Source organism: Amycolatopsis sp. NPDC104775 (assembly GCF_055583325.1).
This window is the reverse complement of the sequence record NZ_JBVJOE010000002.1, coordinates 32,171-44,838: the sequence shown is the minus strand read 5'-3', so window position 1 is coordinate 44,838 and position 12,668 is coordinate 32,171. Positions and strand designations below refer to the sequence as shown.

Annotated in this window: 11 protein-coding genes; 2 read left to right on the top strand and 9 right to left on the bottom strand. The window is 69.5% G+C overall.

Annotated features, from left to right (window positions below):
* Nucleotides 1-3: 3 nt before the first annotated feature.
* Nucleotides 4-414 carry a PPOX class F420-dependent oxidoreductase gene (locus ACZ63D_RS09105; protein WP_465353773.1) on the top strand — a complete coding sequence of 137 codons (411 nt, stop codon included), beginning with the start codon at nt 4-6 and terminating at the stop codon, nt 412-414.
* Between the two features lie 74 nt (nt 415-488).
* On the opposite strand, the gene ACZ63D_RS09100 is transcribed toward ACZ63D_RS09105, so the two are convergent.
* The 7 genes from ACZ63D_RS09100 to ACZ63D_RS09070 all read right to left on the bottom strand — a co-directional run bounded on the left by ACZ63D_RS09100 (nt 489) and on the right by ACZ63D_RS09070 (nt 7,538).
* Entirely contained in the window at nt 489-1,052 is a 564-nt protein-coding gene (locus ACZ63D_RS09100) for a hypothetical protein (RefSeq protein WP_465353772.1), read from the bottom strand.
* Nucleotides 1,052-2,389: a hypothetical protein gene (locus tag ACZ63D_RS09095; protein ID WP_465354730.1), complete on the bottom strand. Its 1,338-nt coding sequence runs from the start codon at nt 2,387-2,389 to the stop codon at nt 1,052-1,054. Before ACZ63D_RS09095 ends, ACZ63D_RS09100 begins: the two co-directional genes overlap by 1 nt.
* On the bottom strand, nt 2,389-3,192 hold the full coding sequence (locus ACZ63D_RS09090; RefSeq protein WP_465353771.1) for an ABC transporter ATP-binding protein: 804 nt from the start codon (nt 3,190-3,192) through the stop codon (nt 2,389-2,391). Before ACZ63D_RS09090 ends, ACZ63D_RS09095 begins: the two co-directional genes overlap by 1 nt.
* Nucleotides 3,193-3,213: 21 nt before the next feature.
* Nucleotides 3,214-4,002, bottom strand: coding sequence for a zf-HC2 domain-containing protein (locus ACZ63D_RS09085; RefSeq protein WP_465353770.1), 789 nt, complete (start codon nt 4,000-4,002; stop codon nt 3,214-3,216).
* Between the two features lie 442 nt (nt 4,003-4,444).
* Entirely contained in the window at nt 4,445-4,999 is a 555-nt protein-coding gene (locus tag ACZ63D_RS09080) for an RNA polymerase sigma factor (protein WP_465354729.1), read from the bottom strand.
* 629 nt (nt 5,000-5,628) lie between these two features.
* Nucleotides 5,629-6,543: a nucleoside triphosphate pyrophosphohydrolase gene (locus tag ACZ63D_RS09075; protein ID WP_465353769.1), complete on the bottom strand. Its 915-nt coding sequence runs from the start codon at nt 6,541-6,543 to the stop codon at nt 5,629-5,631.
* Complete coding sequence (locus tag ACZ63D_RS09070) at nt 6,540-7,538, bottom strand: hypothetical protein (RefSeq protein WP_465353768.1); 999 nt, start codon at nt 7,536-7,538, stop codon at nt 6,540-6,542. Before ACZ63D_RS09070 ends, ACZ63D_RS09075 begins: the two co-directional genes overlap by 4 nt.
* An 81-nt stretch (nt 7,539-7,619) precedes the next feature.
* Here ACZ63D_RS09070 and ACZ63D_RS09065 point away from each other — a divergent pair, with 81 nt between their 5' ends.
* On the top strand, nt 7,620-8,033 hold the full coding sequence (locus ACZ63D_RS09065) for a hypothetical protein (RefSeq protein ID WP_465353767.1): 414 nt from the start codon (nt 7,620-7,622) through the stop codon (nt 8,031-8,033).
* A gap of 32 nt (nt 8,034-8,065) precedes the next feature.
* On the opposite strand, the gene mfd is transcribed toward ACZ63D_RS09065, so the two are convergent.
* Both mfd and ACZ63D_RS09055 read right to left on the bottom strand, forming a co-directional pair.
* Entirely contained in the window at nt 8,066-11,644 is a 3,579-nt protein-coding gene (mfd, locus tag ACZ63D_RS09060; protein WP_465353766.1) for a transcription-repair coupling factor, read from the bottom strand.
* 6 nt (nt 11,645-11,650) lie between these two features.
* On the bottom strand, nt 11,651-12,592 hold the full coding sequence (locus tag ACZ63D_RS09055) for an LLM class flavin-dependent oxidoreductase (protein WP_465353765.1): 942 nt from the start codon (nt 12,590-12,592) through the stop codon (nt 11,651-11,653).
* Between the last annotated feature and the right edge of the window lie 76 nt (nt 12,593-12,668).

Here is a 12,668-nt window from a genome sequence, read left to right as displayed (position 1 = left end):
TGCATGTTCACCGAAGCGGAACTCGACTACCTGGCCACCCACCCTCTCGCCCGCGTGGCCACGCAACAGCCGAATGGAACCCTGCAGGTCAGCCCGGTCGCGTTCACCTGGAACCCGGAGACCCAGACCATCGACGTGACCGGGTACAACCTGACGAAAAGCCGGAAGTACCGCAACGTCGAGGCCAACGGCAACGTCGCCATCGTGATCGACGACCAGCCCTCGACGAAACCGATGCGCGTGCGCTGCCTGGAAATCCGCGGCTGGGCGGAAGCCGTGCCGAATGCCTTCGAGCCAGACGGCCACCTCGACGGCGCCGTCATCCGCATCCACCCGAAACGCATCATCAGCATGGGCGTCGAAGACCAGGACCGCGAACCGCTGGAAATGAAGCCGAACAACCGGAACGTCTGAAACCGCGCCAGTCCGCAGTCCCGCCCCTGCCCGGGGGAGGGACGGGGCTGCGCCTGGCTTTCCGGTCCGCTGACTCATCGACGAGCACCCGCCCCGGTGTACGCCGCCGTGCCCGCCACGAACAGCAGACCAGCTGTCCACCACGCCGCGGGGGAATCCGCCGTCGCCATCGGCCAGGCCACGATGTCGTAAACCTGACCGGTGACTCTCGGGATGAACGCCGCCGTCATCGCCCACCCCAATGGCAACGTCCAGCCGAACTGGCCGCCGAACCACGTAGCCGCCAGCCCAGTGAGACCGAGAAGCCCGGCGGCGTTGCGCAGGGTCCGGCCGGTGTCCGCCGGAAGGTCGGCGATGCCTTGCGCGGCAAGCATTACTCCACCGGCCACCGCGCCGATCAGCAGCAGGTGTACTAGCCGCCGAGGCGGCCAGCGGAAGGAGGCCGTGCGGTCCAGGTCGATGTCCTGTCCGCTGAGGCCTACGCCTGCTACCGAGACCGCGGCCCCGAGGGTGATGGTCGCGAAGACCGTCGTCCAGTTTCGCCCTAGCAGCGGCGGGAAAACGGCTGCACAGAGCAACACCGCGGCCAACGACACGGTGAGGTGGCGCGAACGCGCGTACAGCACTATCCACCGCATTAGCGCGCCCCTTCCATGAGGACCTTCAACGGGTCACCAGAGCAGTTCAACTCCAGTTGCCGCGCCGCAGCCATACGGGCGGTCTGCTCCGTCTCCGGCACTGCCTTGAGAGCCGCCCATGCCTGGTCTGCCTTGGCCTGTAGCTCAACGTGCAAAGGCGGCGAGTAAGTGCCGATTAGCCAGTGCGCCATTACCCAGCGCGCGGCGTCCTCTCGATCGTTTCGCTCGCCTCCGTAGGACGCCGCATGGCACGGCGCGGTCCCGGCACCGCCGAGCAGCGCCATGGTGAGGCTTGAGCCGCTTTTGTTGTACAGCTCAACCGCGTCCGGCTGAATCAGAATCCGGGTCGGATCTCGCGGGCCTACCTTGGTGGTGCGGTAGGGCTCTGCCGATTCCTCGACCCGGGTCGGGTATTGTGGCAGTTTCTCCAGCCGTCGCAGAGCTTCCTTAGCTGGACCGGCCACAGTGGACAGCCAATCCTCGTGCAATCGCGTGACGCACACCGGACCGTCGCACACGAGCGCTACCGCTGTCTTGTCCGGGGCGTAGTTGTCCTGTGCCGAGGCGGGGAAGAGCGGCAACGCAGCCGCCAACCCTGCCGCCACCGGGAGCAGTGCGAGCAGCCGGGTTCGCGCCGAACTGGCCAGCAGCACCACGATTCCGGCGGCGGTGAGCCCGAGCAACCAGCTCAACTGCCCGATCTCCACCGCGGGCTTCGGCAAATCGAACGGACTGTGCGGTTGCACTTGCCCGATCCCCAGCAGCACCACCGCGTTCGGTGCCGCTCCGTTCATTCCCGACACCTGTGCGAAGAGGCAGCCTGCCAGCGCGAGCACAGCCAGCGCCGGAGCGGTGATCGGATACGGCAACAACCGCCCGACGCCGAGCCCCAGCGCCACGCCAGAGACCACGGACAGCACACCGAGCACCAGCTGCATCACCCATGCCGTGGTGAAAAGCCCGCCCTTCGCCACGACCTGCCCGACCCCGGCGGCGACGAGCACCAGATAACCCACCACCGCCGCGAGACCGAGCGCCAGACCGAGCGTCGCGGCTCGCTGCCCGGCGGGCCGGGGAGTCGAGCCGAACAACTCGCCGACTCCCGCGCGAGCGTCCCGCATCCCCTGGATCGCCGCGGCCCCGACGATGATCGGCCACATCAGCACCAGCAGGTAACGCGGCCACCGCACCGAGGTCAGCCACGTCTCGTTCCAGGCCGCGGAGCCGGAGACCCACGGCCCACGCGAGAACAGCAGCAGCCCCAGACTCACCGCCAGCATCGCGACCGGCACCCAGACCGCGATGGTGCGCCGGAGCTCGATCCGGAACACGCGCATCACCAGGACCCCTTCCCCTGCGCGTGACCGAGCAATGCCGAATAGCCGCGCTCGATCGGGCTGTCGCCGACGTCCGCCTCGCTGCCCGCCGCGGCTAGATCCTTTGGCGTGCCTTGGAAAACCAGCTTCCCAGCGGCGAACAAGACCACGTCCGAGCACGCCGCGGCGACGTCCTCGACCAGATGGGTGGACACGACGACACACGCGTCCCGGCCGATTTCCTGCAGCAGCTCCCGGAACCGCAACCGCTGCGCCGGGTCGAGCCCGGCGGTGGGTTCGTCGAGCAGCAGGAGCACCGGGTCGTTCACGATCGCCTGCGCGATGCCGACCCGGCGGATCATGCCGCCGGACAATGTCTTCATTTTGTCCTCGGCGCGTTCGGCGAGGCCGACCCGCTCGATCGCGCGCTGCACCGCGCCCGGCACCTCCTGTTGGGGCATTTCCTTGAGCCACGCCAGGTATTCGACGAACTCGCGGACGGTGAACCGCTTGTAATACCCGAAGGTTTGCGGCAGATACCCGATCCGGCGGCGCAGCCCGCGCTGGTCGAGGTGCCCCCCGATCGACTCGCCGAGCAGCGTCAGCTTCCCTTCGGTTGGCCGCAGCACCGTGGCCAGGGTGCGGATCAAGGTGGTCTTGCCCGCGCCGTTCGGCCCGAGCAGCCCGTGCACCCCCGTGCCGAGCGCGAGGTCGAGACCGTCGACAGCCATCCGTTTGCGGCCAACCCGCACTTTCAGTCCCTGCGCCTGGATTTCCCAGGCATAAGTCGCCGGCGCGACTTCGGCGGCTTCCACAGCCCGCATCGGTTTCCCCTCTCGTTTCCGTCAGTGATGCGCAGCAAGCTGCGTGAAGGTGTTCCGGCGAAGCACTACGAACACGCTCGCGACGACAGCGGCCGCGAGCCAGCCCGGCCAGGCGACGTCCTCCAGCAGGACCGAGCCTCCGAACGCGACGCTCGGCACCACCAGCGCGCCGAGCCACAGGCCGATCAGGATTGACGCCGCCCAGGCGACGCCGATGAACGTGCCGAGCGCGAGAGTCCCCGTGGTGAACGCGAGACTCGGCAGCAGCCCGAACCCCATCCGCGCGCCGACCAGCCAGCCCGCGAACAACAGCACCGCCAGGATCGGCACCACGACCGCCGTGGTCCGCCGCAAGATCAGCTCCAGCCCGGCGCGAGAAGTGGCCGCGGTGAGCTCGTACGACGGGTCGAGCCCGCGCGACCACGCCGCCGCTACCCCGAATACCGGTAGCACCGGGGAAAGCAACTGCACGAACGACAGCCCCTCGCGAAGCGAGCGGTCGAGGTAGATCGACAGCGCGCCGACCACGACGACCATCAGCAGCCACGGCATCATGACCGGAGTCGCCCAGCAATGCAGCCACGCCGCGGCCCGGCGCGGGGTTGGCTGCGGCGAGCGCGCGAGGTCCGGTTCCAGACCGGTCCACACGGTGTCGAGCAGACCGGCTACCTCGGTGGTGGACGCACCGGCGAGCCGGGCGCGGCATTGGGCGCACTTTTCCAGGTGCCCTTCGATCGCCCATGCCTCGTCCCCCGGCAGTGCGCGACCGGCGACGTAGCCGGCGAGCATCCGGTCGGATACGTGGTTCATGGCTTGACCTCCTCCAGACATTCCTGGGTTGCCTGCAACGGTTTCCTCGGCGCGGTGTGGGAGCGGGTTTTGGCTGTGCTCTCCGGCTGGGTTTCGGCAGGGTTCTTGGCGGCGTTCGTGAGTGCGTCTTCCGACGACGGCGAGTCCAGCCCTTGACCATGACTTTCAGCAGAGGCCAGTGGGATCACGCCTCGCTGCATGACGACACCCCTTGCACCCCGGCAGGGTGGGCGTGGGATTGGCCTTGCCGTCTGGCAGGCCAGCGGGATCGCTTCTCGCTTCACGACAACCCCGCCCGAGCCCAGGCCATGCCTTTCAGCACGCCCCGCGAAATCGCGCTCAGCCTCACCACGGCACTCGGCACAACGCCTCCCGCAGCGCGACCCGGGTTTGACCGTTCCCTCCAGCACCCCGAGCACGGTCGCGTCTCGCTTCACGACATTCACGACAACGCCTCCCGCATCGCGATCCGGGCACGGCGAGCCCGGGTCTTGACCGTTCCCTCGGGCAGGCCGAGCAGGATCGCGGTCTCCCGGACTGACAAACCGTCGAGCACCATGGCTTGCAGTACCTCGCGCAGTTCCGGTGCGAGGCTGCGCAAGGCGTCGCCCACCGAATCGCCGACCGTCGCCGCCAGTGCTTCCTCCTCGGCGGCGGGTGCGGACAGCGACTCGTGCACCCCGGGCGGCGGATGTGCGTGATGCGCACGTCGGCGGTACGCGTCGATGAGCCGCCGCACCGCGATGGTCCATACCCAGCCCACGGCGGAGCCGCCGGTGACGACGCCCGCGAACGAACCCGCGGCACGCCACACGGCGAGGTAGGTCTCCTGCATCACCTCCGCGACGATCTGGTCATCGGAGCAGCGGCGACGCAGGCGAATCGCGAGCCACGGCGACGTGCGGCGGTAAAGCTCTTCGAACGCCGCACGGTCACCGCGGGCGGTGCGCCGGAGGAGGCGTTCCTCGTCCGGTTCCCTGGGTGGCTTGTGCTTCACACCCGGCAAGACGCCACCTCTGCGCTCCCGGTTCTCTAAAATAAGTGATCTAAGTCACAGGCAGCACGGGAGGTCGGCTGCCGGGCGCAATCGTGCCGGGGACCGTGGGTGTTGTGGCCGGATGGGGATGACCTCCGACCATCGGGTGACGAGGCGCGGCGGGGTGCTTGGCGCGAATGCGAGACCGAGGCACGGACCATTCGCGGCCGCAGCGGCAGCGCGGGGTGCTCGGCACGAACGCGAGGCCGAGGCGGGGACCCTTCGCGGCCGAGCACGATCGCAAGCAGCCGCAAGCAGTGTGGAAATGACATCACAAGAGCTGGGCGGAGACCAACATCGTCCAGAAACGCACGAGAGCCCGGACCTTCCGCAAGGCGAGCGGGAGCGCACCCGCAAAGCCGAGCGCGCAGATCAGAGGGGCGAGACTGAAAGTCCGGACAGGTCCGCCTGCCGCGAAAATCAGGGCAGATCAGACCGCCTTCCCATCAGCCAGAACTCACTGCCGCCAACCCTGCGGAACTAGCCCAGACCCGAAGTTCACAGCCCAACCGTGCGCCGAAAAGTGCGAAGAACCCGCTCCGCGAACGAAACGAAGACAACTCGCGGCACCCCTCCGGCACCGGCCCGACTCAAGCCGACGGCCAGAACTTCCGCCAGCCCTCAGCTTCCAGCGTCGCCGGTTCCACCCCGGCATTCCGGGCCGCCGCCTCCGCCGCTCGGATGTCGCGGGCGAACTGTTTCGCCACCGCCCGCAGTTCGCCCTCCGGATCCAACCCGCCCCGGCGGGCGGTCGCCGCCGTGCGGAACAGCTGGGCGGGGGCCGAGGAATCCTGCGGGAACAAGTCCAGCGGGATCCCGGCCCGGCCGCTGCGCTGGCCCAGCTTCCCGGCCAGTGCGACGGCGGGCTGGCCGAGAGCAACACCGTCCACAATGGACTTACGCTGCTTCTCGGCCTGCTTCAGCTCTTCCCACTTCAATTCCTGGTGCTCGGCCGAAGCGATCCGCGCCGCGTCGCCGAAGACGTTCGGGTGGCGGCCGACCAGTTTGTCCACCAGGTCGCTGGCCACGTCGTCGATGGTGAAGGGGGCCCGGCCGTGTTCGGCGGCCACGCGGGCGTGGAACAAGACCTGCAGGAGGACGTCGCCGAGTTCCTCGCGCAGGGCCGCGCGGTCGTTGTCCTCGATGGCTTCCAGCAGTTCGTACGTTTCCTCGACCAGGTACTGCCGCAGGGATTCGTGGGTCTGCCGGGCGTCCCACGGGCAGCCGCCCGGCGAGCGCAGGCGGTCCATGACCTCGACCGCTTCGACGAGCGGGGGCACTGGGGTTTCGATCAGGCGCGCACCAGCGTCGAGCATCGCGGCCGCTGTCGGTTCCGTGCGGGAAGCGGCGAGCAGCACGATGTCCGCGAAGGACTGGCCGACCGGCGGGACGCCGAACTGCGCGGGGTCGACGTCGGTCGCGGCGTAGACGGCGCTGGTGCGAAGCAGAGGCAGAGCGGCCGCGGGCAGGGTCGCTCCCCGGACCAGGACTACGGTGCCGGTCACTGCTTCGCCGGGGCACCGCCGTGCACCGGCACAGCCACACCCGTGACCTCGGCCGCACTGGGAGCGAGGTTCATGCCGACCGCGTCCCACACGCCGTAACGCGGGTTGATCTTGAAGTTCACATTGCCAACATACGGCTGCAGCATCCGCACGCCGATGGCGCCCAGCTGAGCCGCGGTCGGCTGCTGGACCTGGTCGGTGGCGACCTTCGCATCCGTCGTCCGCTTCCGCACCACGGCGGTGACCCACCAGGTCGGCGCGCTCGCCGGGTTCGGCTGGAAGGCGATCGCGGTGTTCGCGGGGACACCGAACAGCACGGTCGCGGCGTCCTGCGGCGACGACAGCGCGGGAGCCTGCTGGCCCACGTTGCCCTGCGCGCCGTGCTGGATGTCGGCCTGGATCTTGCCTGGGTCGCTCGCGTATTCCTCCGCCTTGGCGATGGCCTGGCTGCGCGCGGTCTTCGGATCGATCGACGGGGCCTGACTCTCCGAGGTCGGCGCGCCGATGCTGGTGTAGTCGAAGTTCACCGACAGCGTCGGCAGGTATTTCAGCGCGATCCGTTGCTGCAAGTACTGATCGGTGACGGCCTCGCGGTGGTCGCGCAGCCGCCAGACAAGCTGAGTGACGGCCGCGGACTGGTCCTGCGTGACCGCTTCCGGCACCGGCGACGCGAGCGGATCTTGTTGCATGGCCTCGCTGACGGTGGCCTCGTCGACCGAAATGCCTTCCTTCTGCGCGGCCTTCGCGACGACCTCGTGCAGCAGCGTCTGCCGGACGATCTCGCGCCCGACGAGGTCGAGCTGGTGCCGCGCGGCGAGCTGCCGGGCGTACGGCTGCTCCTGCACGGCGCGGTCGAGCAACGCCTGAACCTGGTCGATGGTGGTGACCTGACCGTCGACGACCGCGGCGGTGCCCACCTGACTGGGGCCGGTACCGCATCCGGCGAGAAGGAAAGTTCCGGCGAGAACGGCGCCCAGCGCACGGCGGCGCCCCATGATCCGCATCACAGGCCCTACCCTCTCACATGCCCTCGAAACGCAACACCATCGAGGCATTCAGCGGGCTATTGTCGACATATGGACTCTTGGTTGTCGATCGAAGTCCTCGACGGGGCCTTCGCGGCGAGCGCGTGGCAACGTGCTCACGGCGACCGGCTGACCGAGGCCGCGCTGACCAACGGCGCTGAACAGTGGACCTGGCATGTCCACCGCTGGGGCGTGACGCTGGAAATCGAGTTCTCCTCGGAGGAGAAACGGGATCGCTTCCGAGGACTGCCCGCCGTGACCGGTGCGCTCGACGCGGTGCCGGACCCCGAACACGGCCTGCTGGTGTACCCGGGGCGCGGCGGCGGTTCGGGAGCCCGGGTACCACGGCGTCCCCGGCCGTTGCCGATGTCCGGCTGCGGTGCGCTGCCGACGCCGCAGGAAGACGTGTCGCTACGACTGGCCACGGCCGAACCGCCGGGCTTCGAGGTCTGTTCAGCGACCTGAGGCCACCACTCGCAAGGGCACCGCCGCATCGCTCACACCGCCGCCGGGGTTTTCGTCAGCTGCGCCAACAGCTTCGTGCACCAATCGAGCAGCTCCTGATCCCGCAGCACCGGCGCGCCCATCCGGCCGCCCGCAGGGCCTTCGGTCGGCTTCGGCACCGACACCGTGTTGGTGATCGCCTTGTACATCGCCTTGGGATACAAGCGTTTCAGCCGCACCAGCTGTGAATCCATCAACGGCAGCGGCGCGAACCGGATCGTGTTGCCCTGCACCGCGACCTCGGTGACTCCAGCCGCGCGGCAGGCGTGCCGGAAGGCCGCGACCGCGAGCAGCCGGGTGACCGGGGCGGGCGGCTGGCCGTAGCGGTCGACGAGTTCCTCGCGAACCGCGTCGAGTGCCGCAGTGTCCGGCGCCGACGCGATCTTGCGGTATGCCTCCAGCCGTAGCCGTTCGCCCGGGACGTAGTCGTGCGGGATGTGCGCGTCCACCGGCAGGTCGACGCGGACTTCGGCCAGTTCCTCGTCCTCCGCGGGCTCCGCGCCCGCGTGCCGCCGGAACGCCTCGACCGCTTCACCGACGAGCCGGACGTACAGGTCGAACCCGACGCCCGCGATGTGCCCGGACTGTTCCGCGCCGAGGATGTTGCCCGCACCGCGGATTTCGAGGTCTTTCATCGCGACCGCCATGCCCGCGCCGAGTTCGGTGTTCTGCGCGATGGTGGCGAGCCGGTCGTGCGCGGTCTCGGTGAGCGGTGCTTCCGGCGGGTACAAGAAGTAGGCGTACCCGCGCTCGCGGCCACGCCCGACCCGGCCGCGCAGCTGGTGCAGCTGGGCGAGGCCGAGCATGTCGCCGCGTTCGACGATCAGCGTGTTGGCGTTGGAGATGTCCAGGCCGGTTTCGACGATCGTGGTGCACACGAGGACGTCGTACTCGTTCTCCCAGAAGCCCTGGATGATCTTTTCGAGCTTGTCCTCGTTCATCTGCCCGTGCGCGGTGACGACGCGTGCCTCCGGCACCAGCTCGCGGATCCGTTTCGCCGCCTTCTCGATCGACGACACCCGGTTGTGCACGTAGAACACCTGGCCGTCGCGCAGCAGCTCGCGCCGGATCGCGGCGCCGACCTGTTTGTCGTCGTACGCGCCGACATACGTCAAAATCGGGTGCCGGTCTTCCGGCGGCGTGAGGATGGTCGACATCTCGCGGATGCCGGCGAGCGACATCTCCAGCGTGCGCGGGATCGGCGTCGCCGACATGGTGAGCACGTCGACGTGCGTGCGCAGCGCCTTGATGTGTTCCTTGTGCTCCACGCCGAACCGCTGTTCCTCGTCGACGATCACGAGGCCGAGGTCCTTGTAGCGGATGCCGGTCTGCAGCAGCCGGTGCGTGCCGATGACGATGTCGACCTCGCCGTCGGCGAGCTGTTCGAGGATCCGGTCCGATTCCGCCTTGTGCGTGAACCGGGAAAGGCCCTTGATGGTGACCGGGAACGACCGCATGCGCTCGGTGAAGGTGTTCAAGTGCTGTTGCGCGAGCAGCGTGGTCGGCACGAGCACGGCCACCTGCTTGCCGTCCTGCACCGCCTTGAACGCCGCGCGCACCGCGATCTCGGTCTTGCCGTAGCCGACGTCGCCGCAGATCACCCGGTCCATCGGGACGCCGCGCTCCATGTCCGACTTGACCTCGTCGATGGCCGCGAGCTGGTCGTTGGTCTCGGTGAACGGGAAGGCGTCCTCCAGCTCGGACTGCCACGGCGTGTCCGGGCCGAACGCGTGGCCGGGCGCGGCTTGCCGGGCGGCGTAGAGCTGCACCAGTTCGGCGGCGATCTCCTTGACCGCCTTTTTGGCGCGCGCCTTGGTGTTCTTCCAGTCCGAACCGCCGAGCTTGTTGAGCGTGGGCAGTTCGCCGCCGACGTAGCGGGACACCTCGTCGAGCTGGTCGGTGGGCACGAACAGCCGGTCGCCGGGCTGGCCGCGCTTGGACGAGGCGTACTCCAGCAGCAGGTACTCGCGGGTCGCGCCGGCGACCGTGCGCTGCACCATCTCCACGAACCGGCCGATGCCGTGCTGGTCGTGCACGACGTAGTCGCCCGCCTTGAGCGCCAGCGGGTCGACCGCGCCGCGGCGGCGCGACGGCATCTTGGTGTTCAAGTCCTTTGTGGACGATCCAGCGGTGGCGCCGCGGCCGGTCAGGTCGGCCTCGGACAGCACCACGAGCGCGCGCTCCGGCGAGACGAAGCCCTCCGCGAGCCCGCCGCAGGTGACCGTGACGACCCCGGCCGGCGGCAGGTCGGCGAGCACCTCGACGTGCTTCGCCGGGACCTCGGCCGCCATCAGCTGCTCCACCGCGCGGCTGGCGGTGCCCTGCCCGGCGACGACCAGCACGCCGGTGCCGCCGGACGCGAGGTGCGCGCGCAGGTCGGTCATCGCGCGTTCCAGCTCGCCCCGGTAGGCGGGCGCGGGCTCGATGGCGACGCGGTAGACATCCGGGTCTTCGCTGGTCAGCTGAGTGAGCGTCCACCACGGGCGCTTGGTGTCCTGCGCGTGCGAGGCGATCTCGGACAGCTCCCGGTACGCCGACGCGCCGAGGTCGATCGGAGCCTGCCCGCCCGCCGCGGCGGTGGTCCAGGAGGCTTCGAGGAACTCCTGCCCGGTGCGGACGAGGTCGGCGGCGCGGGCGCGGATCTTCTCCGGATCGGCCAGCAGCACGTGGCTGCCCTGGGGCATCGCATCGGTGAGCAGGGCCAGCTCGCCCTCGCAGAGCACCGGGATGAGCGCCTCCATGCCCTCGACCGGGACGCCGCCGGACAGCTTGGTGAGCATTTCGGCCAGGTGCGCGTCGGCCTCGTACGTGGTGGCCAGCTCGGCCGCGCGCGCCTTGACGTCCGGCGTCAGCAGCAGCTCCCGGCACGGCGGCGCGGTGACCCGCTGGATCTCGCCGGGCAGCGACCGCTGGTCGGACACCGCGAACGCGCGGATCTCGCTGACCTCGTCGCCCCAGAACTCGACGCGGACCGGATGCTGCGCGGTGGGCCCGAACAGGTCGAGGATGCCGCCGCGGACCGCGAACTCGCCGCGCTTCTCGACCATGTCCACGCGCGTGTAAGCCAGCTCGACCAGCCGTTCGAGCAGGTCCTCGAAGCTCTGCTCCTCGCCGACGACCAGGTCGATCGGCGCGAGCGAGCCGAGCCCGGGAGCCATCGGCTGGATGAGGCTGCGCACGGTCGCGACCACGACGCGCAGCTTCTCGTCGCCGGTGTGCAGGCGGTGCAGTACTTCCAGGCGGCGGCCGACCGTGTCCGCGCGCGGTGAAAGACGCTCGTGCGGCAGCGTCTCCCAGGACGGGAAGTCGGCCACGCGCTCGGGGCCGAGCAGCGCGCCGAGCGACGCGGTCAGCTCGTCGGCCTCCCGCCCGGTAGCGGTGACGGCCAGCACCGGACGGCCCGCGCCGCCGCGCTCGGCGTCTTCGGCCAGCGCGGCGGCCACGAGCTGCCGTACGGCGACAGCGCCTTGCAGTTCGAGCAGCGGGGCACCGGCGCGCTCGACAACGCCGCGCAGCGCCGGGTCGGGAAGGATGGCTTGGAGGAGTCCGGACAGTACAGCGTCGGTCACCATCCCAGCCTACGTCGCGGCACCGACAGGTTTTCGCTCCCCGGCGATCACCTCCGCCAACAGGGGTAGCTGCTGTTCGACCGCGCCGGGTTCCAGGGAGCCGACGCGCAGCAGCACGTGTTCCGCTCCCGCCTCGGCGTAGCGGCGCACCGTCGCGGCGACCTCCGAGACCGGGCCGGTCACGGTCGCCTGGATGGCGCTGATCTGCGACAACGGCCGCCCGTAGTTCCCCTGGGCGTAGTCCTCCAAGACGCGAAGGCCGCGGCGTGGGTCGGGATCGACGTAGACGGTCAAGAACAGCGACGGGGTTACCGTGCGCTCAGTGGCGGCGCGGATTGTCGCGAGACCGGACGCGTAATCCGCTGGATCGGGTGGGTACGGGAGCCAGCCGTCGTAACGCAGCGCGGTGCGGCGAAGCACGGCTGGGGTCGCGCCGCCCAGCCAGATCGGCGGACCGCCGGGGCGCGCGGGGCGGACCGCCGGCGGCAGCCAGTCGTAGTGCAGGACCTTGCCGTGGAACGAGCGAGGCTGTCCGGTCCACAGCTCGCGCCAGAGCGTCACCACGTCGTCCAGATGCGAGAACCGGGTCCGGAAATCGACTCCGGCCAGCTCGAACTCCCGCTCGCTGAAACCGGGAAAGCCCGCGCCGACGCCGACCGCGAGCCGTCCTTCGGAGATCAGGTCGATCGAGGCGAGGGTCATCGCGGCCTGCACCGGATTGCGGTGCGCGGGCAGCAAGACGGCCGTCCCGACGGTGACGCGTTCGGTCGCTTGCGCGACTGCGGTGAGCAGGGTGAGCGGTTCGATCCGGGGCCGGGAAAGCGAGTCACCGGCCCAAATTGACGCGAAGCCGAGCCGTTCGGCTTCGCGGGCCATTGCGACGAGGGCACGCGGGGTGCCACCTGCTTCGAGCTGCGCCTGTCCGGCGGGAAGAAGAAGTCCGAATTCCACGCCGACGACGATCCAGCTCCACGGGGCGTCCCGGCAATTCCCCGCAGGGAATGGCAGCCCGACTGAGGTACCGGCC

Coding starts and splice junctions, on each gene's coding strand:
- ACZ63D_RS09095 (WP_465354730.1), bottom strand. CDS start 2,389: ATGCGCGTGTTCCGGATCGAGCTCCGGCGCACCATCGCGGTCTGGGTG.
- ACZ63D_RS09100 (WP_465353772.1), bottom strand. CDS start 1,052: ATGCGGTGGATAGTGCTGTACGCGCGTTCGCGCCACCTCACCGTGTCG.
- ACZ63D_RS09085 (WP_465353770.1), bottom strand. CDS start 4,002: ATGAACCACGTATCCGACCGGATGCTCGCCGGCTACGTCGCCGGTCGC.
- ACZ63D_RS09065 (WP_465353767.1), top strand. CDS start 7,620: ATGGACTCTTGGTTGTCGATCGAAGTCCTCGACGGGGCCTTCGCGGCG.
- ACZ63D_RS09090 (WP_465353771.1), bottom strand. CDS start 3,192: ATGCGGGCTGTGGAAGCCGCCGAAGTCGCGCCGGCGACTTATGCCTGG.
- ACZ63D_RS09105 (WP_465353773.1), top strand. CDS start 4: ATGTTCACCGAAGCGGAACTCGACTACCTGGCCACCCACCCTCTCGCC.
- mfd (WP_465353766.1), bottom strand. CDS start 11,644: ATGGTGACCGACGCTGTACTGTCCGGACTCCTCCAAGCCATCCTTCCC.
- ACZ63D_RS09070 (WP_465353768.1), bottom strand. CDS start 7,538: ATGGGGCGCCGCCGTGCGCTGGGCGCCGTTCTCGCCGGAACTTTCCTT.